At 37.3% G+C, this 22,612-nt stretch carries 25 protein-coding genes and 2 riboswitches; of the genes, 9 read left to right on the forward strand and 16 right to left on the reverse strand.

The window, feature by feature from the left end; genetic code table 11:
• Positions 1–6 precede the first annotated feature (6 nt).
• Genes hisC through hisG form a run of 3 tightly spaced genes read right to left on the reverse strand, consistent with a single transcriptional unit; the run spans position 7 to position 3,066 of the window.
• Complete coding sequence (gene hisC / locus LMF89_RS07490) at positions 7–1,065, reverse strand: histidinol-phosphate transaminase (protein ID WP_229534514.1); 1,059 nt, start codon at positions 1,063–1,065, stop codon at positions 7–9.
• Positions 1,055–2,404 carry a histidinol dehydrogenase gene (hisD, locus tag LMF89_RS07485; protein ID WP_229534515.1) on the reverse strand — a complete coding sequence of 450 codons (1,350 nt, stop codon included), beginning with the start codon at positions 2,402–2,404 and terminating at the stop codon, positions 1,055–1,057. The genes hisC and hisD overlap by 11 nt, the downstream gene beginning before the upstream one ends.
• Positions 2,401–3,066, reverse strand: coding sequence for an ATP phosphoribosyltransferase (gene hisG / locus LMF89_RS07480; RefSeq protein ID WP_229534516.1), 666 nt, complete (start codon positions 3,064–3,066; stop codon positions 2,401–2,403). Before hisG ends, hisD begins: the two co-directional genes overlap by 4 nt.
• Positions 3,067–3,274: 208 nt before the next feature.
• Here hisG and LMF89_RS07475 point away from each other — a divergent pair, with 208 nt between their 5' ends.
• Positions 3,275–4,225, forward strand: a complete 951-nt coding sequence (locus LMF89_RS07475) for a D-2-hydroxyacid dehydrogenase (protein ID WP_229534517.1) — start codon at positions 3,275–3,277, stop codon at positions 4,223–4,225.
• A gap of 6 nt (positions 4,226–4,231) precedes the next feature.
• Here the strand turns inward: LMF89_RS07475 and LMF89_RS07470 are convergent, their stop codons facing one another.
• From LMF89_RS07470 to LMF89_RS07460, 3 genes are read right to left on the reverse strand one after another with little or no spacing between them, the layout of a single operon-like run.
• A complete protein-coding gene (locus LMF89_RS07470; protein ID WP_229534518.1) occupies positions 4,232–4,759 on the reverse strand; it encodes an HDIG domain-containing metalloprotein in 528 nt (175 codons plus the stop codon).
• Positions 4,760–4,774: 15 nt separating this feature from the next.
• Positions 4,775–5,971: an ATP phosphoribosyltransferase regulatory subunit gene (hisZ, locus tag LMF89_RS07465; protein WP_007957672.1), complete on the reverse strand. Its 1,197-nt coding sequence runs from the start codon at positions 5,969–5,971 to the stop codon at positions 4,775–4,777.
• A 49-nt stretch (positions 5,972–6,020) separates the two neighbouring features.
• Positions 6,021–6,329 (reverse strand): YerC/YecD family TrpR-related protein, encoded by a 309-nt coding sequence (locus LMF89_RS07460; protein WP_229534519.1) that lies wholly within the window; start codon positions 6,327–6,329, stop codon positions 6,021–6,023.
• 147 nt (positions 6,330–6,476) lie between these two features.
• A riboswitch (SAM riboswitch) is annotated at positions 6,477–6,579 on the forward strand.
• Between the two features lie 80 nt (positions 6,580–6,659).
• On the opposite strand from LMF89_RS07460, the gene LMF89_RS07455 reads away from it, so the two are divergent.
• The 4 genes from LMF89_RS07455 (at position 6,660) to LMF89_RS07440 (ending at position 10,063) form a co-directional block, all read left to right on the forward strand.
• Entirely contained in the window at positions 6,660–7,718 is a 1,059-nt protein-coding gene (locus tag LMF89_RS07455) for a methionine ABC transporter ATP-binding protein (RefSeq protein WP_007957676.1), read from the forward strand.
• On the forward strand, positions 7,687–8,340 hold the full coding sequence (locus LMF89_RS07450) for a methionine ABC transporter permease (protein WP_007931822.1): 654 nt from the start codon (positions 7,687–7,689) through the stop codon (positions 8,338–8,340). The genes LMF89_RS07455 and LMF89_RS07450 overlap by 32 nt, the downstream gene beginning before the upstream one ends.
• Before the next feature lie 68 nt (positions 8,341–8,408).
• On the forward strand, positions 8,409–9,227 hold the full coding sequence (locus LMF89_RS07445) for a MetQ/NlpA family ABC transporter substrate-binding protein (protein WP_229534520.1): 819 nt from the start codon (positions 8,409–8,411) through the stop codon (positions 9,225–9,227).
• 20 nt (positions 9,228–9,247) lie between these two features.
• Positions 9,248–10,063: a MetQ/NlpA family ABC transporter substrate-binding protein gene (locus LMF89_RS07440; RefSeq protein ID WP_229534521.1), complete on the forward strand. Its 816-nt coding sequence runs from the start codon at positions 9,248–9,250 to the stop codon at positions 10,061–10,063.
• Positions 10,064–10,136: 73 nt separating this feature from the next.
• Here LMF89_RS07440 and LMF89_RS07435 read toward each other — a convergent pair whose 3' ends face one another.
• Positions 10,137–10,907, reverse strand: a complete 771-nt coding sequence (locus LMF89_RS07435) for a histidinol phosphate phosphatase (RefSeq protein WP_007957682.1) — start codon at positions 10,905–10,907, stop codon at positions 10,137–10,139.
• Between the two features lie 424 nt (positions 10,908–11,331).
• Between LMF89_RS07435 and LMF89_RS07430 the strand changes: the two genes are divergently transcribed.
• The gene (locus LMF89_RS07430; protein ID WP_007957684.1) at positions 11,332–11,502 is read left to right on the forward strand and encodes a hypothetical protein; all 171 of its coding nucleotides are present in this window, start codon (positions 11,332–11,334) and stop codon (positions 11,500–11,502) included.
• A gap of 127 nt (positions 11,503–11,629) precedes the next feature.
• Here the strand turns inward: LMF89_RS07430 and LMF89_RS07425 are convergent, their stop codons facing one another.
• The 7 genes from LMF89_RS07425 to LMF89_RS07395 all read right to left on the reverse strand — a co-directional run bounded on the left by LMF89_RS07425 (position 11,630) and on the right by LMF89_RS07395 (position 18,800).
• Positions 11,630–12,256, reverse strand: coding sequence for a TetR/AcrR family transcriptional regulator (locus LMF89_RS07425; protein ID WP_007957685.1), 627 nt, complete (start codon positions 12,254–12,256; stop codon positions 11,630–11,632).
• Between the two features lie 22 nt (positions 12,257–12,278).
• On the reverse strand, positions 12,279–13,214 hold the full coding sequence (locus LMF89_RS07420; protein WP_007957688.1) for a dipeptidase: 936 nt from the start codon (positions 13,212–13,214) through the stop codon (positions 12,279–12,281).
• Positions 13,215–13,686: 472 nt separating this feature from the next.
• A complete protein-coding gene (gene cysK / locus LMF89_RS07415; protein ID WP_229534522.1) occupies positions 13,687–14,628 on the reverse strand; it encodes a cysteine synthase A in 942 nt (313 codons plus the stop codon).
• Positions 14,629–14,870: 242 nt separating this feature from the next.
• Positions 14,871–15,212, reverse strand: coding sequence for a YezD family protein (locus LMF89_RS07410; protein WP_007931830.1), 342 nt, complete (start codon positions 15,210–15,212; stop codon positions 14,871–14,873).
• 4 nt (positions 15,213–15,216) lie between these two features.
• On the reverse strand, positions 15,217–16,359 hold the full coding sequence (locus tag LMF89_RS07405) for a trans-sulfuration enzyme family protein (protein ID WP_229534523.1): 1,143 nt from the start codon (positions 16,357–16,359) through the stop codon (positions 15,217–15,219).
• Positions 16,360–16,415: 56 nt separating this feature from the next.
• On the reverse strand, positions 16,416–17,552 hold the full coding sequence (locus tag LMF89_RS07400) for a trans-sulfuration enzyme family protein (RefSeq protein ID WP_229534524.1): 1,137 nt from the start codon (positions 17,550–17,552) through the stop codon (positions 16,416–16,418).
• Between the two features lie 82 nt (positions 17,553–17,634).
• Positions 17,635–17,737: riboswitch (SAM riboswitch) on the reverse strand.
• A 181-nt stretch (positions 17,738–17,918) separates the two neighbouring features.
• The gene (locus LMF89_RS07395) at positions 17,919–18,800 is read right to left on the reverse strand and encodes a diacylglycerol/lipid kinase family protein (RefSeq protein ID WP_007957693.1); all 882 of its coding nucleotides are present in this window, start codon (positions 18,798–18,800) and stop codon (positions 17,919–17,921) included.
• A gap of 327 nt (positions 18,801–19,127) precedes the next feature.
• On the opposite strand from LMF89_RS07395, the gene LMF89_RS07390 reads away from it, so the two are divergent.
• Positions 19,128–19,787: a C40 family peptidase gene (locus LMF89_RS07390; protein ID WP_007957695.1), complete on the forward strand. Its 660-nt coding sequence runs from the start codon at positions 19,128–19,130 to the stop codon at positions 19,785–19,787.
• Between the two features lie 118 nt (positions 19,788–19,905).
• On the opposite strand, the gene LMF89_RS07385 is transcribed toward LMF89_RS07390, so the two are convergent.
• Positions 19,906–20,376: a pyridoxamine 5'-phosphate oxidase family protein gene (locus LMF89_RS07385; protein ID WP_229534525.1), complete on the reverse strand. Its 471-nt coding sequence runs from the start codon at positions 20,374–20,376 to the stop codon at positions 19,906–19,908.
• A 73-nt stretch (positions 20,377–20,449) separates the two neighbouring features.
• A complete protein-coding gene (locus LMF89_RS07380; protein ID WP_036681296.1) occupies positions 20,450–21,064 on the reverse strand; it encodes a GNAT family N-acetyltransferase in 615 nt (204 codons plus the stop codon).
• Positions 21,065–21,336: 272 nt separating this feature from the next.
• Between LMF89_RS07380 and LMF89_RS07375 the strand changes: the two genes are divergently transcribed.
• Positions 21,337–21,951 (forward strand): GNAT family N-acetyltransferase, encoded by a 615-nt coding sequence (locus LMF89_RS07375; RefSeq protein ID WP_036681296.1) that lies wholly within the window; start codon positions 21,337–21,339, stop codon positions 21,949–21,951.
• A gap of 73 nt (positions 21,952–22,024) precedes the next feature.
• On the forward strand, positions 22,025–22,495 hold the full coding sequence (locus tag LMF89_RS07370) for a pyridoxamine 5'-phosphate oxidase family protein (RefSeq protein ID WP_229534525.1): 471 nt from the start codon (positions 22,025–22,027) through the stop codon (positions 22,493–22,495).
• Positions 22,496–22,612 lie beyond the last annotated feature (117 nt).

The raw sequence follows: 22,612 nt of genomic DNA on the forward strand, positions 1-22,612 counted from the left end.
CTTATATTACTCATTCATAAACGTTTTAATAGCCTTGTATACATTATCATTCTCTAAAGGCGTTCCAAGTGTAATTCTAATGCAATTGGTAAGAAGAGGTGCTGTACTAAAATCTCTTATGCCAATATTTTTCTCAGATAAGTAAGCACTCAGCTTTTGTGCTTTCTCTGTTTTTATTAAAATAAAATTAGTCTCTGAAGGATAGACTGTAATACCTGCTATTGCAGCCAGCGAATCAGCTAAACGCTTGCGCTCCCCAATAATCTGCCCAATGATTGGCATAAACTCATCTCGCATTTGATATACCACTTGCGCAGTAATCAAAGACAAGGTATTGATGTGGTAAGGCATCATAACTTTATTTACCATAGATACAATTTCAGTATTAGACAACATATATCCTACACGAATTGCTGCTAAGCCATAGGCTTTGGATAATGTTCTTGCTACAATTAAGTGGTCATACTTTTTCATAAGACTGACAGCGGATTGACCATAGAATTCATAATAGGCCTCATCAACGACGACGGGACATTGTACTTTGCTTAGAATATATTCGATATCTTCTTGTGGAATAATTGTACCTGTAGGGTTATTGGGATTGCATAGAATAATCAACTTAGCCTTGGACTGCTCTGCCGCTTCCACAACTTTTTCTGGTGATAGGGAAAAATCTTCATTTAATTTTACTGGAACCGCTTGGCTGTCCGTTAATTGAGCATAAATACCATACATGGAAAATGAGGGGGTCGGAAAAATAATGCTCCTTCCTGGTCCACCAAAAGTTTGACATAGGGCCAACAAGATCTCACTTGATCCATTACCAATTACGATATTTTGAATCGTGGTCGCAAAAGCTTCTGCAATCAATGCTCGTAAATCTAACATTCCGATATCGGGGTAACGGTTAAATGCCATATATTCGATCTGGTTCATGACTCTTTCATGCACTAAAGGGGGCAAATTATTAGGACTTTCATTAGCATCAAGCTTGCTATCCCATTCCTTTTCTTCTACTGAGTAGGATTTTATATTTTCTAATCCTGGTCGATAATCAAACATCATTCTTTTCCCTCACTCTGATAGCATTGGCATGAGCCTGTAATCCTTCTGCCTCTGCTAATGTAATTACTTGATTCGCTACTGCCTGCAGCGCTTTTTGGCTATATGCAATAAAACTGGTTCTTTTCATAAAGGTTTCTACATTTAACACGGAATAAAAACGAGCTGTTCCCCCAGTTGGCAATACATGATTGGGTCCTGCTAAGTAATCCCCCAATGGTTCTGGCGAATAAGGTCCCAAAAATACAGCGCCTGCATTTTTTACAAAAGGCAGCAAGGCAAAAGGCTGCTCTGTTATGATCTCTAAATGTTCCGGTGCTGATATATTGGCCAATTCGATCGCCTGCATACTGTTTTTCGTTATAATCATCAATCCATTTTTCTGCAGCGATGCTTTAGCAATTTCCCTGCGAGGCAGCTTAGCCAACTGGCGCTCAAGTTCTATTTCCACTTTACTCACAAGGTTACTGCTATCCGTAATTAAAATGCTGGATGCTAATACATCATGCTCAGCCTGACTTAGCATATCTGCAGCAATATACGAAGGGTCTGCGGTTTCATCCGCAACAATTAAAATCTCACTTGGTCCCGCTAACATATCAATATCACAATGTCCATACACCGCCTTTTTAGCTAAAGTGACAAAGATATTACCAGGTCCTGTGATTTTATCAACCTTAGGAATCAGCTTGGTACCAAAGGCTAGGGCAGCAATAGCCTGCGCTCCTCCTGCTTTAAACACTCTGGTCACACCCGATTCCCGGGCTGCCGCTAAAATACTGGGATTAACGCTGCCATCCTTACTAGGCGGCACCACCATAATAATTTCTTTTACACCAGCAACAGCGGCAGAAACTGCGTTCATAATAACAGAGGATGGATAAATAGCAGTACCCCCAGGCACGTACATTCCCACTCTTTCTAAAGGAATACAACTTTGTCCCAGCATCGCTCCATGCTCTCGATAGGTAAGCCAAGTTTTAGGAAGCTGCTCTGTATGGAAAGATTTAACATTGCTAATGGCCTGTCGTATAGCAGTCAATATCTGCTCATCGACCTTTGCCAAAGCCTCTTGAAATTCCGATTCTGTAACTTCTAATGTATCTTCACTTAAATTTACACCATCAATTACCTGGGTATATTGAAGTACTGCTTCATCCCCTTGCAGGCGTACATCATGAATAATTTTATCCACTACCTGAGAAGCTGTTAATTCACTGCCGAATACCTTCTTAATATGACTCTTCGCGCCTTCTCCTAGTATCACCTGATCAAAAGGCGGCTTTATTAATAGTTCGCTTAATTCCTCTAGCGTACTATCTTCTGCATATACAATTTTCATGGGGTCACCACACCTTCCAGCAGGGTTCTTAACTCTTCAGTAATTCTATTAATACGGTCAAACTTCAGTTTAAAACTTACCCGATTAGCGATAAAGCGAGCTGTAACAGGCTGAATGGTCGCAACTTCCAATAAATTATTCGCCTTTAATGTACGTCCTGTCTCTACCAAATCTACAATAATTTCTGCTAAACCGACCATAGGTGCCAATTCGATAGAACCATTCAATTTAATAAATTCCATCTGAATGCCCATACTATGAAAAAAGCTTTCTGCTATACGAGGATATTTAGTAGCTACTCGCATATGTGCATAATCACTTAATTTTTCTCGTTTTAAAGCTTCTGGCACCGCCACCATCATTCGGCACAAACCAAATCTCAAATCTAATAATTCATAAAGATCTTTCTCTTCTTCCAATAATACATCCTTGCCGATAATTCCAATATCGGCTGCACCATATTCAATATACGTTGGCAAATCTGCTGTTTTCGTGATGATAAAATGCAACTTTTCCTTTTCATTGGTGATTACTAATTTACGTGAGTTTTCACTCAGGTCTTCTGCTGTACATCCTACTTTTGCTAACATTTCTGCCGAAGGTGCAAATAGTTTCCCCTTTGGCAAAGCGATCGTAAGATAATCCATGTCACTTGATGTCATGAAGATCCTCCTAAACTACTTTAGTTATTTAAAGCATTAACATAGTGCTATATTATCATTTGTTAAAATATTCGTCAATATAAATGTAGGATTTTTAGATGCATATGTAGAATCATCTTTCATAAGAATGCTAAAACTTTTATTTTGAACCAGTAAATTATAGACCCTATGATTCAGTTTTAAAATATACATAAAGGGGTGTCATATTATGCCCAACTTAAATATTCTTGTAATCAACAACTTAGCAGACCGTCATATGAAAATAATTCAAAGTAGTGCTCCTAACAGCAATATCATAACATGTGATTATGAAAAAGCTGCAGAGCACATTCGAGACATTGATATTTTAGTTCCTTGGGGGTCCATGGATGTTCGTCCCCTCTATCTTGCTGCCCCTAAATTAACATGGATACATAGCCTAAGCGCAGGAGTTGAAGGTTTGATCTTTCCTGAAATTCAAAATGCCAACACGATAATAACCAATTCAAGAGGTATTCATGGCATTCCAGTTTCAGAACATGTTTTTGCTATGATGCTCGTTTTTACGAGAGGATTGGATGTATTTATTCGGCAACAAGCAAAGCACCAATGGAAGCGGACAATCGTTGACGAAATTCATGACAAAACCATCGGTATCGTAGGTCTTGGCAGTATCGGACGAGAAATTGCTAAAAAGGCCAAAGGTCTGGGAATGAAAGTTGTCGCCAGCAAACAAACCATGACAAAAGAGCTATTTGTTGATGAACTCTATCCTCCTGAAAAACTCCATGAACTACTTTCATTTTCCGATTTTGTAGTCACAGCCCTGCCTTTATTAAAAGAAACGAAACATTTATTTACGATAAACGAGTTTTCCGTTATGAAACCATCTGCTTATTTCATCAACATTGCCCGAGGCGGTATCATTAAACAAGATGATTTGATAACCGCTTTAGAGCAAGGCTTGATAAAAGGTGCATGTCTAGATGTTTTTGATGAAGAGCCTCTTTCTGATTCTTCCCCTCTATGGGATATGCAAAACGTAATCATTACCCCCCATGTAGCAGCCCTATCACCAAGCTACCTGGACAGAGCTGTCAAGCTCTTCGCCGATAACCTGTCCAGATTTCAGCAAAACAAAGAAATGTTAAATATCATTGATAAGGTAAAGGGTTATTAACTTTTTTCAATGCATACTGTCAGACTCTCTAAGCAGCGTTAACTCCAGTGGATCATTTTCTGCTGGAGTTTTATGATGTTTAGCAATTATTTCAATCATCTCAGGACTCTCACCAATTTCCCTCAACATACCAGCACTAATAGCAGCATGATGAAAATAAATATAAAAAGCATGGCGAAGATTTGCGACCTTACTTCCTCGCCCCTGCTTTCCCCATTTTCTTAATTGATTAGGAAAAAAATAATCCCCTATAACAGTTATGATTTTATCAACTGTACTAACATCGCCTTTCACTTTTCCCACATCATGAAGCAAGGCACATTTCACCAATAGTTTACTATTTACATTTGAATGATTATCTGCCAAATGCAGTGCTGTATATGCCACATTCAGAACGTGCCGCTGATCTGGCACATTCATCGCCCAAAACAAATTTTGCGCTTTTGAGCTTAAATGCTGTTCAATAAATTCTCTATCTTTTGGTGTAATCGAAGCGGTAAGTGCAGCAAACACCTGTTTTATTCTATATAACATCTGTTGATCCACCCATTATTCTACATACACCAGCTTTTCATACCCTTTACTTTTCTGACTCTCTTTTGCTTGTGCACAAGATTCTGGAATAACGGCTAATTCTACGCTGCAACCTGAATCACGCAAAGTATCAGCCTGTTTTATTGCTTTCACCAGGTTTTCTTTATTCCATCCAATGTAAATACCTTTACAATTTTGAGTACCGTCAATCCCCTGGCGCTCTAATGCTAATAGTACTCGTTCAATACCTAAGGCAAAGCCAGTAGCCCCACAATTCATCCCAAATGAATTTAACATAGTATCGTACCGCCCACCACCACAGATTGGAAATCCAAGTCCTGGCGTATAACCTTCAAATACCATTCCTGTATAATATTCAAAATCACGAATGATTCCTAAATCAAAGTCAACATATTGGGAAACACCATAGTTTTCTAATAGGTGATAAATATTGGCTAAGTTATCTAAGGCTCTACGACTTTTATCATTTGTTACCATACTATAGGCCTGTTTGAGCATATCTTCTCTGCCATGAAGTAATGGAATATGTTTCAGTAAAGTCTGATCACTTTGGCTAAGACCACTCTTAACAAGTATTTCACCTAATCCCACTAAATCACGCGTTACCATTGCATGTTTAATCTGCTGCCTTTGCACGAGAGAAAGTTCACTCTGCTCCATAATTCCATTAATAAAATCAACTTGCCCTAAACCAATTTGAAATTTCTGCAAACCAGATTTCAACATCGATTCCACTGCTAATGCAATGACCTCGGCATCAGCTGCCGGCTCTGATGCACCCATAATTTCCACTCCGGCCTGATAAAATTCACATTGCCTGCCTGCTTGAGCTTGTTCATAGCGAAAGACATTCGTTATATAAAACAGTTTCATTGGGCTTGGACTACCTTTAAATCGGGTAGCCGCCACACGGGCCATAGGAGTTGTCATATCTGGGCGAAGTGCCAATATACGATTATTTTTATCAAAGAATTTAAACATATGCTGATCTAAGTCGTTTCCTACTCCAACAGTCATCGTTTCCAAATATTCAATTGTGGGAGTAACAACTTCATCATATCCCCAATTTGCAAATAACTGAGCCAAAGCCCCTTCCACAGCACGTTTCTGACTAGCCTCTCTCGGTAAGAAATCTCTTGTTCCATATGGAACCTGAGGAACAAATTCATGTTGCTTCATAAATAGAAACACCCCTATCCCAGTAATTTAATGTTCTCTTAGATAATACTTTGCATGCTGTTTACTTATGATCTTTTTGACCTTCGAGTCTTTCTAACATAAACTTATACCCATCAGCACCATAGTGTAAACAACGCTTTACCCGACTAATTGTTGCAGTACTAGCTCCTGTTTTGTCTACAATGTCATCATACGTATGGCCAGCTCTTAACATACGAGCTACTTCCATGCGTTGGGCGAGAGATTTTAATTCACTTACGGTACAAATATCTTCAAAAAATTGATAACATTCTTCTTGATTTTCTAAAAATAAAATAGAACGAAATAACTGATCCGTTAAGTCATCTTTCAATTTGGGATTTGTAGGCATTTTTCTTTCCCCCATTCTATTAAATCCTTTATTACTTTTAAGCTTTACTTAGTGAAATTATAACATTATGATTTCCCATTTGCAAAGTCATTTTTTTCTTGACACTATTTTATAGAACTGCTAATATGTTTATTAGTAAGTTAATATCTTTCATCAAGAGCAGTTGAGGGAATGGCCCAATGAAGCTGCGGCAACCATTCACTTGTGAAACGGTGCCAAATCCACAGGATTGATTCCTGATAGATGAAGCGCAATTCAGTTTGATAACACGCTTCATTTATGGAGCGGTTTTTTTGTTATTTCAGAAATAATAGGAAGGGAGCTATTCCATTGATTAAACTACAAGATATAGAAAAGGTCTATCAAAGCGACAACGGTACAATTCATGCCTTACGAGGCGTTAACTTATCAGTGAAACAAGGAGAAATTTTCGGCATTATTGGAACCAGCGGTGCGGGGAAAAGCACATTAGTCCGCTGCATCAATATGCTAGAAAGCCCTACTAAAGGTATTGTTACAGTAGATGGTCAAGAATTAACTTCATTAAACGAGCAAGAACTCCGAGAACAGCGTAAAAAGATTGGCATGATCTTTCAACATTTCAATCTATTATCTTCACGTACTGTATACCAAAACATAGCCTTCCCCTTGGAATTGGCGAAACGCAGTAAAGAAGATATTAATAAAGAGGTATTGCATCTATTAGAATTGGTAGGGTTAAGTGATAAAAAAGATCAATATCCAGCACAATTAAGTGGCGGACAAAAACAACGAGTAGGCATTGCAAGAGCTTTGGCTAACCATCCTAAAGTATTATTATGCGATGAAGCGACTTCAGCTCTCGACCCTCAAACCACAAAATCGATTTTAGAGCTCTTAAAGGATATCAATCGTAAGTTCCAACTTACCATCGTCCTCATTACCCACGAAATGCAGGTTATTAAAGAAATTTGTAACCAAGTCGCTGTAATTGAGGGTGGTAAGATCATTGAGCAAGGTAAGGTAATTGATATTTTTACCCAACCGCAATCCAATACCACAAAGGAATTTATTAGCTCTATTATTAATCATAACCTGCCTGACTTTTTCAAAGAGATTACTCTGGCATCGGAACCATCTGCTGATAGTAATTTAATATTGCGCTTGTCTTTTATTGGACATTCTACAGAAGAGCCGGTTATTTCCAGCATGATTCGCCGCTTTACTATTGATGCTAGTATTTTGTACGGAAATATTGATCATATTCAAACAATACCTTTCGGTACATTAATTGTAGAATTATCGGGTGAGCAAGCCTCTTTGCAGCAAGCCCTTAGTTATTTAAAAACACGTGAATTAGGAATTGAGGTGATTGGTTATGTCGCAAGAAATGCTCGTGCTGTTGGCTAAGTCTTTATGGGAAACCACGTATATGGTTGCTGTTTCTAGTTTTATTTCTGCGCTGTTAGGCATACCCCTAGGAATTATACTAGTTACTACTAATAAGGGACATATTTTAGAGAATACGCCTCTCAATCGAATCTTAGGTGCTATTGTAAACGCAACCCGCTCTACACCATTTATTATTCTAATGGTGGCAATTATACCGGTAACCAGGTTACTAGTAGGTACATCCATTGGAACAAATGCTGCCATTGTACCATTAAGTATTGCTGCCATTCCTTTTGTGGCTCGTATAGTAGAATCAGCCCTTAAAGAAGTGGACTACGGCGTAATCGAAGCTGCCCAAGCTATGGGAGCATCCCCAAGAGAAATCATTACAAAGGTTCTCATTCCTGAGTCCTTACCTGCGATTGTTCTAGGACTCACCCTCACTATTATTAGTCTAATTGGCTACTCAGCAATGGCAGGAGCAATTGGCGGTGGTGGTTTAGGTGATTTAGCAATTCGTTATGGTTACCAGCGCTTTCGCGCCGATATCATGTTAATTACAGTGGTTATTTTAATTGCTCAAGTACAAATTGTTCAATCCACTGGTGACTATATATCGAACCGTCTAAACAAGAAATAGAAGCAGCCTAATTTACTGATTTAGGCTTTCTATAAAAAACACCAAATACACTTAGGAGGGTTATTATTATGAAAAAGCTATTTCTTGTTCTTATTGGAATTCTTAGTCTAGGACTATTAGTAAGCGGTTGCGGTCAAAAAGAAGCTCCTGCTTCTCCTGCTGCTAAAACTACTGTATTAAAAGTTGGTGCTACTCCTGTTCCTCATGCGGAAATTTTAAATGTAGTAAAACCAATCTTAGCTAAAGAGGGAATCGACTTACAGATTGTTGAGTTTACAGATTATGTAAAACCAAATATTGCAGTAGCCGAAAAAGAATTGGATGCAAACTTCTTCCAGCATATTCCTTACTTAAATAAATTCTCAACAGAACGTAATTTGGCATTAACCTACACTGCTGCCATTCACATTGAACCAATGGGAATTTATTCAAAGAAAATTAAAAATTTGAATGAATTGGCAACTGGCGCTAAAGTAGCTATTCCTAACGATCCTACAAATGGCGGTCGTGCTCTAGCTATCTTAGAAAAGGCAGGACTTATTAAATTAAAAGACGGCGTAGGCGTTAGCGCTACTGTAAGTGATATTGTAACCAATTCTAAAAACATTCAAATTAGTGAATTAGAGGCTCCTCAACTTCCTCGTGTACTTGAAGATGTAACCATTGCTGTTATCAATACCAACTATGCTCTGGAAGCTAAATTAGTACCAACTAAGGATGCTCTATTCCTCGAACCAAAAGATTCTCCTTATGCTAATATCTTGACCATACGTAAAGGTGACGAAAATCGCCCTGAAATTCAGAAATTAACAAAAGCTCTAACATCTGACGAAGTTAAAAAATTCATTAACGAAAAATATCAAGGTGCTGTAATACCAGCATTCTAATCATTCTGGAGGGAACCTTTATGGGGAAGCGGTTACAAATCGTCACTACTTTTTTTATACTGGCAAGTATCGCGGCATTGCTGTCATGGCATAGTTCATTGCATATGATTCGTGTATATAGACCAATAAAAGTAGGGGTTACGGCCGGTCCCCATTTTGCAATTATGAACCTAGTTAAAACGATCGTCGCAAAAGATGGTATTGATCTGCAAATTGTTGTATTTACTGATTACAGCAAGCTTAATGAGTCTTTACACCGCGGAGAAATAAGTCTTAATAGTTTTCAGAATCAACCTTATCTTGATAGAGTACTCGATGATCACAACTATGCAATTGTTCCGATTGCTAAAACGTTTCTATTACCAATGGGGATCTATGCTAAAAAAATACATAATCTTAGCGCATTGCCAACAGGCAGTAAAGTTGCTATTCCTCAGGATTTATGGAATGGCAGCCGGGCCCTGCTGTTATTGGAAAAAGCCGGTCTTATTGTCTGCAGAAAAACAACAGATTCTCTAAGAACCCTTGATGATATTGTTGAGAATCCTAAGAATCTTAGTTTTATACAAATGGATGCCACACAGATCACTTCGATGATCGATAAGGTAGATATTGTCCTTATCAATGCCAATTATGCTGCAAAAATTGACTTGCTGCCAACCAAAGATGCACTAGCATTGGAAGATATATATTCACCATATGTAAATCTTTTAGTCGCTGGTGCTAAAAATATCAATCATAAGGACCTGGAAAAAATCGTTACAGCCTATCAATCACAAGAGATTAAAACCTTTGTGGATGAACATTTTCAAGGTACCGTAATAACAGCTTGGTAAAAATATCCCCTCCATGAGAATATATGGAGGGGATATTTTTACCATCTGGCGATTCGAGGGAGCTACCATTCGTTTATTTCTGAAACTGAGCCTTCCCTTCTTTGAAGTATACAACATTCAGATTGGAGCGTTCCGCAATCTCTAACCCTACCTGTAGATCTCTGCCAACATCTTTAACATGGTGAGCATCGGACCCAATTGTTACGATACGTCCTCCCAGTTCATAAAAGCGCTTATAGACCGGCAATATCGTCTCTACTGCTGCTTTATTCCCCAAGCGCCTAGTATTAATCTCCAGGGCTTTTTCTTTCTGGGCTAAAACCGTTAAAATCTCATCAATACTATCACTAAATTCATTATAGTAGATTTCTGGGTCTGCAAAACGTGCATATCTGGCAATATAATCAATATGCCCTAAACTATGGATACCATCATAACAGGTCACACATTGTTTCATAGCATTAAAATAATGTTCATACACTTCTTGTTTACTTCTTCCTTGATAAAAGTCTGGAGTATATAGATCAATATTATCAATTACATGTACTGATCCAATGACATAGTCAAAAGGATACCTCTCTACCAATCGACAATTTTCTTCTAAACAATCCGAACGCATACCTATTTCTATACCTAGCAGAACTTTTTCATTACGATACGCAGCATACTGGGAAAAATATTTTTCTACATCAAAAATAAAAGCCATCGGTTCAGGATATGCAATATCCATATGTTCCGTAACAATAATTCCTATATTTAATTTCTCTGCCCTTGCTACAGCATCAGTCATTTCCATTTTTGAATCTGTAGAAAAACAGGTGTGCATATGGCTATCAAATAACATTTTTTACCTCCCGGATTTTCACATCAATTTTATCCCATCTCTTATTTTATACAAAAATGAAAGAAAATCCTGCTTATGGCCTAATTTACTATATATCTATAAATTTTCAAAAAACCAATTCATATTGTATTCTATTGTATTTTTATATACTATTAAAATATTCTTCATGTATACATTCAAAGCTCTTGAAGAATGTTTTTCTTTGTATTATACTAAAGACAAGCTTAATAAATACAATCCTTTTTAAAGAAATTGTATGATATTAGCATAGGGGGTGATTCCATTGAACAATGAAGAAGATCTGCCAATGTACAAGATAGTGGAATCCATATTTTCATATGTATAACATCAACCAATGTGCTTGTCACATTGAATAGTTCAATGAACATTGTACGGATAATACCACAGCAGGGGGGTTTTCACTATGGCCAGAGAAAGGATCAGCGATCTCTTTTCCGCCTTCTGTATTTGGGTAGTTATTCCTTTATTAGCTACTAGCTTATTATTTCTCTTATTTCAAAGCGGAAATCCGTTGCTGCTGGTTATTTTTCCTTTATTAGCGGTCGTGTTTTTCATAACCAAACAACTTAATTAAAGCTAAAGCTCCGTAGCAAAAAATCATATAAAAATAAGGACTTGACCCTATGGGTCAAGTCCTCATTTTTATTCTATCATAACTGCTTTGGGCCCTTGACTGCCGAGTCAATTATTTCCAAATTTTTTTACCGATCAGCTGCACCATACAAAAAAAGTTCAGTAATAGTATGTGCTGTTTCACCAATATTTTTATCCACAAAATCGCGAAATACAAAGGTAACGATAACACTAAACAAACCATGAGCAGCCCTTGTAGCATCACAGCTTTCACGAATAAATCCTTTGCTTTGGGCTTCTAATAGTACTTTTTCAATCATACCAATCGTCTCACAAAAACAGGCTTGATATTTATCTAACTGCTCTTGGGTAAAATTCGATGATCCGGCAGCACCAAATCCACGTACTTCATGCATCATAACACGCCATAAGTTAGCATGCTTTGCATAAAACTCCAGAAATGCTTTAATTATTGTTTCTACCTTTTCTAAAGGAGGATCAGAAGAATTAACAATACCTTCAATAATGACTTGAAAAGGCATACTACATTCCTTAATCAAGGTATAAAAAAGCTGTTCTTTATTGACAAAATAATTGTATACTGTACCTTTGCCAGTATCGGCTAAAGCAATAATTTCATCTACTGTAGCTCGATGGTAACCTTTGCTGGAAAATACAGCATAAGCTGCCTCAAGTATCTGCTGTCGTTTATTTTGTGAATCATGGAAACCAATATTTTCGCGAATATGCTTCATTTCTGCCTCCAAAGTACGAATTTCATAAACATTCTTTTATAATTCTTATTGCATTCTTATAACAAATTTTTTCGATATCGCCTGTGGTAAACCCATTGCAAACAAGTGCATTTATCAATTTATCAATATTACCAAGATGAGAGATTTCCAACTGGTATTCAATACCATCGAAATCTGTTCCTAAAGCCACCACATCAATACCGCCGATCTTCACAACATGTTTAATATGGCGTACCATATCATCCACTTTGCTCCAATTTGATCCAGCCAAAAAGTTTCCTGAAAAATTGATCCCCATGATTCCATCTTTTTGCGCCAGCAGAGTAATCATATCATCAGTTAGATTACGCCGATGTCCTCTGATTGCACGGGCATTAGAATGGGAAGCAACAAAAGGCTTGTTTGACAAGGCAGCAACATCATAAAATCCTTGATCAGAAAGATGAGAAACATCAATAATCATACCTAAATGATTCATTTGGGCAACTACTTCTTTACCAAAATCCGTTAAGCCCTGCACCCCATACCGTTCTTCAACATTGGGATAACCAATCTCATTAGGGTAATTCCAAGTCAATGTCAGTAGCCGCACACCCAACCGATAAAAATTCCGCAGATTCTCCAAGCGCCCTTGTAAAGCTCCCCCTTCTTCAATCGTAAGAAAGGCAGATATTTTTCCAGCTTGCTGATTAAAAAGCAGATCCTGATAATTCTGTGCTAGGGCAATATATGGCTGCTGAATCTTCATCTCTCGATGAAAAACATCAACCATACTTAAACAATACTGTAATGGATTTTCTTGCTTTGCTAAATCAATATACAATGCAAAAAATTGTGCCAAAGCATTACCAGCTTGTAATTTTTCTATATCTACACTTAGATTATTATGATATAAATTCAAATGCGGTTGATCCATTAAGTGCAGTATTGTATCACAATGTAAATCAATAATTTTCATATTACATTCACCGTCCTACATATACTGAATGATGGTCAAAGCACAAACTTAAACAAAGCTCTGCTGTACACAAGGCAGAGCTACTTTTAATTCAATTCATTATACCATTCCAAATGGTACCTGACAATGACGAGGAATTATATTTATGCGTATTCGCTGAAAATTCTCTCATTTCAAGTTTCCTTCCCTTGGAATTCTAATTTCCGCGCAACACAAAATGCCACAATTCATAACAAAGTATCCCAACAAGCGTATAAGGAAATTGGGATACTTGAAATAAACTATGGCATTCGTTCTCTTTTATCCGATGACCAAGTCGCTCTAAGACTCCCATCTTCTCCAAGCGGGACTTAAGAGCGACTAGGTCCCTGTATAAGTGCGACTAAAGATTCAGGTGGAGTTAAAACTCCATCTGAATCAAGTCTTCTTTATAAATAAGCTGCGAGCTAAATGTCTATATCAAAGCTATATCTTAAGACTCTTGTTGAAAAAGCTCTGGATTAGACAAGTATCGTTCTCCTGAGTCAGGCAATAAGACAACAATGTTTTTTCCTTTGTTCTCAGGACGTGCTGCGATCTGAACAGCTGCATAAACTGCTGCACCGCTTGAAATCCCTACTAATAAGCCTTCTGTTTTACCAAGTTCCCTGGAAGTTGCAAAAGCATCTTCATTACGAACACCAAAAATTTCATCTATAACGTCAAGGTTAATTACAGCAGGAACAAACCCAGCACCAATGCCTTGAATTTTATGAGGACCTGGTTTGCCTCCTGATAAAACAGGTGAATCAAAAGGTTCAACAGCAACAATCTTAACACTTGGTTTCTTTTTCTTTAGTACTTCAGCCACACCTGTGATCGTACCGCCAGTACCTACACCAGAAATAAAGATATCGACTTCTCCATCCGTGTCTCTCCAGATTTCTTCAGCAGTAGTCTGCCTATGTATTTCCGGATTGGATGGGTTCTTAAATTGTTGTAGGATAATGGAGTTGCTATTTTCTGCAGCCAGTTGCTCTGCCTTACCGATAGCTCCTTTCATCCCTTCTGCCCCAGGAGTTAATACCAGTTCAGCGCCTAAAGCTTTTAAAAGATTCCGTCTTTCGATACTCATTGTATCTGGCATACACAATACTAATTTATAGCCTCGTGCTGCAGCTACAAAGGCTAAAGCAATACCAGTGTTACCGCTGGTAGGTTCAATTATTATTGTATCTTTATTAATTAATCCTTGCTTTTCTGCATCCGCAATCATAGCGTAACCAATACGATCTTTTACACTGCTGAGCGGATTGAAATACTCTAATTTAGCAATTACTTTTGCAGCCAAGCCCTTTTCACCATTATATTTAGTAAGTTCCAGCAGCGGCGTATTGCCAATAAGATCAGTCAACTGTTTTGCAATCTTAGCCATGTTACACGACCCCCATTTTTTATTTTTATATTTATTTTTTTGACAGAAAAGAAAAAGGCTAAGGAAGTCCTACAAAAGAACATTTCCTTAGCCTTCAGTTTTCTAATCGGCTAACTAATAATATTATAAGCATATTTAATCATAAATACTCCACTTTGTCAATTTAATATTATATTTTAAAAAGTAAAATTGCGTTGAAATACGAGTCTTGACCTGTGAAATTTCACCTATGTCACCTGCTTTTATATACCATCACCATAAACACCTTCTACCTCTGGGAAACGCCGTTTTTCTGTTTTTTCAATCTGCACTGCCTTACCATCCTTGATTTTTACAACTAGTTGACCATATTGTAAATGCGATAATTCCCCTAAAATTTTTTTACGAAGAAGGTTAATTTCTTCTGTATTCTTTTTCCCTTGCTGAAAGTTCTTCTGACTAGAAATAATAATTTTTTCTGTACGTTCAATTTGAATAATATGTCCGTCTTGAACAATTAGAACAATCTCACCAAAACTAATATTTTGTATACTCTGATCAATTACTGCTAATGCTTTTGCAGGAAATGAGATTTTTTCTTGCATACTCTTACTCCTCCATTGCCGATGTTAAATCTGCCAAAAGATCATTTGCATCTTCTAAGCCTACAGATAATCGCAATAAACCATCACTGATACCTAGTGCCTGGCGAACATGAGGTTCTATGGCTGCATGAGACATGGATACAGGATAAGACAAAATAGATTCCACACTGCCAAGACTCACAGCAACTGCTGACAGCTTCACATTCCGCATAATTCGCTTTGCTAGCGCAGCGGATTCCACTTCAAATGATAATACAGCACCAAATCCTGCAGCTTGCCCTTTTAATAATTCATATCCGGGATCTTCTGGTAAGCCCGGGTAGTGAACGGCTTTCACATTTGGATGTTCAGCTAGTGCTTTAGCAATTTTTAATGCCGCCTGTTGTGAATGATCCATTCTCACTTTTAATGTTTTGATTCCCCTCATTGTTAACCAACAATCTTGAGGTCCCAAAACGGCACCTAATGCATTTTGCAAAAAATACAATTCATCGGCAAGTTTTTTACTATTGGTCGCAATCAATCCAGCTACTACATCACTATGCCCAGCTAAAAACTTAGTGGCACTATGCACTACAATATCGGCGCCAAAGGTTAAAGGTCTTTGTAAATAAGGTGTCATAAAAGTATTATCTACAATGGTAATAATACCTTTGCTCTTCGCCCAAGCACAAATTTGCGGCAAATCACTTACTTTTAGCAAAGGATTTGATGGACTTTCCAATACGATCGCCTTTGTATTGCTTTTTACAGCTTTTTCAATTTCTTTTAAATCGGTAGTATCAACAAACGTATGGTCAATTCCCCATTTACCACACACCTTGCTTAACAAGCGATAGGTACCGCCATACACATCCTTCGGTGCCAAGATATGATCTCCCTGCTGAAATAATAATAGTGCAGTTGAAACAGCAGCAATACCAGAGGCAAATGCAAAACCGGCAATTCCCTCTTCTAATTCAGCGATAGTTGTTTCCAGCGCCTTACGTGTGGGATTACCCGACCGAGAATATTCATATTCTTGTGGCTGATCAATATTCTGATGAAAAGTGGAAACCTGATAGATCGGTGTACTCACCGCTCCCGTATGGGCATCTATTTCCACTCCGACATGCAATAATTTTGTAGCAAAATCTTTCTCTTTCACCTTATTCACCTCTTAAAGATTCTATGACTAGTACTTTTTTTCTATAACGATGGGTTTTAATCTGCTAATGCTTGTTCTAAGTCATTAATGATATCATTGGCATCTTCAATTCCGATTGATAAGCGTAATAAACAATCGGATATTCCCAAACGTTCACGAACCTCAATCGGCACGTCAGCATGAGTTTGAACCGCCGGTAAAGTGATCAGAGATTCTACTCCACCAAGGCTTTCTGCAAAGCGAATCATTTGTACTTTACGCAGTACTTGCTTAACCCTTTCCGGATGATCTACTACAAAAGACAGCATACCGCCATAACCAGATGATTGACTATCATGTATATCTTTGCCTTGATGATCAGCTAATCCTGGGTAGTACACCTTAACAACTTTGGGATGACGAGTCAGCCACTGCGCAATAGTTTGCGAGTTTTCATTATGCTTTTCCATCCGCAATGCCAATGTTTTCATACTGCGAATCAATAGCCAACTATCATTAGGTCCCAAAATTCCTCCTGTTGAATTTTGGATGTAACGTATCGAGGCACCTAAATCGGCATCCCGAGCAACAACTAATCCGCAGACCAAGTCGTTATGACCCGCTAAATACTTACTGCCACTGTGAATTACCACATCAGCTCCCAAATCTAAGGGACGTTGAAAATATGGTGTTAAGAACGTATTATCAACGATAACTTGAATATTGTTTCCTTTGACTAATTTTACAATAGCACGAATATCGACAATCTTCATTAACGGATTGGTAGGTGTTTCTACCAATATTGCTTTAGTAGCAGGTGTAATACTCTGTGCAACTTCTTCTATGTTACTGCCATCTACAAAACTTACTGTTAAGCCAAAATTACTAAATATTTTATCAATGACCCGATATGTACCACCATAGCAGTCTTCTACAACCACCAAGTGATCTCCGGTCTTATACAACATTAATATAGCCGTAATCGCAGCCATCCCCGAAGCAAATGCCAAACCGACTGCACCATTTTCCAGTGTAGCAATCCCTTCTTCTAATACTTTTCTTGTTGGGTTCTGGCTACGAGTATAATCAAACCCCGTGCTCTCACCAAGAGCGGGATGACGAAACGTTGCTGATTGATATACAGGAGTGCTTATTGCTCCCGTTTTTTCATCTGTACAGACCCCAATATGCACAATTTTTGAATTTTGTTTCATAAATACCTCCTGAATCTTTATTTTTTTTAAATTAAATAAACCCCTTTCCGAGGAAAGAGGTTTATTTAAAGCAACCATCTTCCTCTTATCTGTCAGGATTCTCATCCTGCTGGAATTAGCACCACTGCATTACTGCCGGTTGCTGGGTGTCATCGGGCCAGTCCCTCGACCACTCTCGATAAGAGCTTATTCATTTTTAAGATTATACCATATGGTATTCTATGTGGTCAATATTCCATTTACACTTTTAATGCCTTTTAGCGATTTTAGTTTTAATTTTGTTAATCAACTCAGCGAATAAAACATATAAAACGAATTGAACCACAAAGACGCAAAGGACACAAAGGGGTCTATATACTTTCTTGACTAGGAACAGAAAACTTCAATCTTTCTGGGTAGTATCGTAACGCTAAGAGGCAGCTTGGGACCCAGTTCTCCATCTAAGTCGCTTTCTACTTCTTCAGCACATTCTATATAAATAGTTTCCGCCTGTAGACAAGTAACATATTTACTATTACAGTGAATACCTTTTAAAAAGCTAATAAACAAACTCATTAATTCAGGCAGATTACACTTTTTCACAATAAGTACGTCCAATTTTCCATCATCAATTTTAGCATGAGGTACCAAATTAGGAAATCCGCCAACAGTACCACTATTCATTATTAAAAATAAAAAAATATCTTCCTCAATGATTTGCTGTTCTGTAATAATTCGCATTTTTAATGCTTTAAAATTAGGTAATTCTCCAAGTCCCTTTAAATAATATGCAATTTTCCCCAACGTGTTTTTCAGCATACTATCTGCATTATGAGCTACTGATGTCATCAATCCAGCACTAGCAACATTGAAAAAGTATTCATCATTGACTTTACCTACATCAATTCTCTTACGCTGTCCCTTTGTAATTGTCTCTACACAAGTATCAATATTTTTATCTAACTGCAAATACGCTGCAAAATCGTTAGATGTACCACTTGGAATAATACCTAGGGGCAGGTCTATTTCCTGTCTGAGCATATTATTTATTACACTATGGATGGTACCATCCCCACCGGATACGATAATACCATCTACAGCAATTTCTTTTACCAGCATGATAAAAGCATCACTCTCTTGCTCATTGCTAACCCTGAGGGGAATTATGATACAATCTTCTTTTTGAAAAGCCTCAATTACATTGTCCAATTTAAATTTAAAACTAGCATCACCTGATATTGGATTATATACAAGGATAAATTTTCGCAATATGATTCCTCCTCCTTGCCCCAATCACTACTATGTATAATAGGATTCATACCTTATTATTGTAATTCATTCTTCAGTAGAAAGTCTACAACAATTATCCGATAACTAAATTATTTGAACGACCTAGCCCAGCAATCATAATCATCTGTAAAATCCTCCAAATCCCTCTCATCCTAATCCAATTGTAGATATTTCCTGTTTACATAATACATATTCTCTAGTATCATTATTCTAGTCAGTAACGTTGCCAGTTGATTAATAATTTAGAGATTATTAACTCCTGAAGCCGTTTCTAACAAATCGTACATTGGACTAGGAGGTCATTATATGAAGAAATATTGTATGCCTATCATACTTCTTATCCTTTTCACCTTTTCTTTTACACTGATCATGCCTACAACGCTTGCTATGGCGGCTTCGCCTTTGAATACAGTCACGCAAACATCCTCTTCAAATTCAAAGAACAGCAGTTCTTCCTTTAATCTTCTTAATGTTCTAATTGGCATGTTATTAGGAAATTTATTAGGAAAGAACAATACATCTGAAAATCCTAACGTTAACATTAAGCCAGTGCCATTTCAAGGAACGGATAGCAATTCAACAACTAGTTCCTCAAAAGGAGATGCAATTATTGCTACCGCGAAAACCTATATGGGAGTTCCTTATGTTTTTGGCGGAGAATCTCCCACTTCAGGACTTGACTGTTCTAGCTTTACACAACTTGTTATGAAGAAAAATGGAATTACCCTTCCTCGGACAGCAGCCGAACAATACAATCAAGGTACTGCTGTAGATAAAGAGGATTTACAAATTGGTGACTTAGTATTTTTCACCACCTATAAACCTGGAGCATCTCATGTAGGGTTTTATATGGGTGATCAACAATTTATTCACGCAAGTTCGGCAGCGAAACAAGTAACGATCAGCTCTTTAGATGAGGCTTATTACACTGAACATTATATCGGATCACGCCGCTATATTAAGTAAGACAAACCCTCAAAGTAAATTCCGTACCACATAAACATGGTGCGGAATTTACTTTTTCATTTAACAGCGATTTGGCTAGGAACTCTGTTGCCTTTTGCCATAGGTGTCTTCCAAGACATTACACTTTATAACCTCTTTTTTTGCCGGTATAATGGTCCATTGTTATTTTGTACACAACTGTTTGATCTTTTGCTTTTTCAATATAAACATCACCTTCGGGCACAAAGTTAATACTATATTTCTGTACAAAACCTTTCAGGATTTTTCCCTTTTCGTCCTTTTCTTCTACTCTACTGACCGTCCCAAATACGACCACACTTTCATAATCAGTAGAAAACTGTTCTGGCACAACATTCGTTCTTCCCACCACAGTAAAACATATTTTAGAATTCAAAGCAATATTTTCTAATTTATGACCGTCCAAAGCACAATGAAAATAGATATAATTGTTACTAACTACATAGTTTAGCGGTATCGCATAAGGCTGTCCATCACGATCAACAGTCGCTAAAATACCATAACTGCTTTGAGATAGGAGATCATAGGCTTCTCCCTGTTCCATTTTTCGATCCTTTCTTCGCATATCCATTATGCTTATCACCCCAAAAATTTTATTTATCTAACTTTCCTTTATAAAGGCGAGACGGAAGAGCAGAGTAAGATCAACGATCCGATGGTAACTCTTCTTTTACATCACTAACTAATAAATAGACTCCACCTTTATGAGGAATTAGAGGATGCTCTTGTATATCAATATGTTTTACGATTCTAAAACCATTGCGTTCATAGGTTCTTCTAGCAACAGTATTATCAGCCATAACCATTAAACTCAATTGGCTGTATCCATTCTCTCGCGCTCTTTGTTTTGTTAATGTAATCAGCTTACTGCCGATACCCGTACCGCGGAATTCTTCATCTACATAGATAGAATCTAAGAACCAGCTATTATCTACCTTTGAATTATAAAACTCTTTTAAAACTTCTAGTCGATCACTAGGGAAAAAACTTCTGGTACTATCAGTAATGCCATGGAATTTAGATGAATAGGAATAAACAATTCCTATGATATCACCTTGATACTCTGCAACCGTTGCATTTTCATAAGAATCAGTACCTTGTTTCTCTTCTATCGACTTTCCCATCACTTCGGTTCTTGTATGTGGACCTAATAAATCGTGAAAGAGAAATTCCATAATTCCACCTGAGGCACGATCGATTCCTTCAGCAATTTTTAAACTATCCTCCAGCTTTCCTGTGCGATATAATATTTCTTCCATAATCACATATCTCTCCAATCTAGAATAGTATCATACTTCTATAAGAATTCATAAAGAAGCCCAATATCCATTATTATATTGGATATCATTATACAATATTTTGATAATACAAGAAAGAGGCATTTGGCAGCTCGCTAGCGAGCTGCCAAATGCCTCTTTCTTGTATTATCAAAATATTGTATAATGATATCCAATATAATAATGGATATTGGGCTTCTTTATGAATTCTTATAGAAGTATGATACTATTCTAGATTGGAGAGATATGTGATTATGGAAGAAATATTATATCGCACAGGAAAGCTGGAGGATAGTTTAAAAATTGCTGAAGGAATCGATCGTGCCTCAGGTGGAATTATGGAATTTCTCTTTCACGATTTATTAGGTCCACATACAAGAACCGAAGTGATGGGAAAGTCGATAGAAGAGAAACAAGGTACTGATTCTTATGAAAATGCAACGGTTGCAGAGTATCAAGGTGATATCATAGGAATTGTTTATTCCTATTCATCTAAATTCCATGGCATTACTGATAGTACCAGAAGTTTTTTCCCTAGTGATCGACTAGAAGTTTTAAAAGAGTTTTATAATTCAAAGGTAGATAATAGCTGGTTCTTAGATTCTATCTATGTAGATGAAGAATTCCGCGGTACGGGTATCGGCAGTAAGCTGATTACATTAACAAAACAAAGAGCGCGAGAGAATGGATACAGCCAATTGAGTTTAATGGTTATGGCTGATAATACTGTTGCTAGAAGAACCTATGAACGCAATGGTTTTAGAATCGTAAAACATATTGATATACAAGAGCATCCTCTAATTCCTCATAAAGGTGGAGTCTATTTATTAGTTAGTGATGTAAAAGAAGAGTTACCATCGGATCGTTGATCTTACTCTGCTCTTCCGTCTCGCCTTTATAAAGGAAAGTTAGATAAATAAAATTTTTGGGGTGATAAGCATAATGGATATGCGAAGAAAGGATCGAAAAATGGAACAGGGAGAAGCCTATGATCTCCTATCTCAAAGCAGTTATGGTATTTTAGCGACTGTTGATCGTGATGGACAGCCTTATGCGATACCGCTAAACTATGTAGTTAGTAACAATTATATCTATTTTCATTGTGCTTTGGACGGTCATAAATTAGAAAATATTGCTTTGAATTCTAAAATATGTTTTACTGTGGTGGGAAGAACGAATGTTGTGCCAGAACAGTTTTCTACTGATTATGAAAGTGTGGTCGTATTTGGGACGGTCAGTAGAGTAGAAGAAAAGGACGAAAAGGGAAAAATCCTGAAAGGTTTTGTACAGAAATATAGTATTAACTTTGTGCCCGAAGGTGATGTTTATATTGAAAAAGCAAAAGATCAAACAGTTGTGTACAAAATAACAATGGACCATTATACCGGCAAAAAAAGAGGTTATAAAGTGTAATGTCTTGGAAGACACCTATGGCAAAAGGCAACAGAGTTCCTAGCCAAATCGCTGTTAAATGAAAAAGTAAATTCCGCACCATGTTTATGTGGTACGGAATTTACTTTGAGGGTTTGT

The organism is Pelosinus baikalensis, assembly GCF_020819555.1.
Classification (GTDB): Bacteria; Bacillota; Negativicutes; order DSM-13327; family DSM-13327; genus Pelosinus; species Pelosinus baikalensis.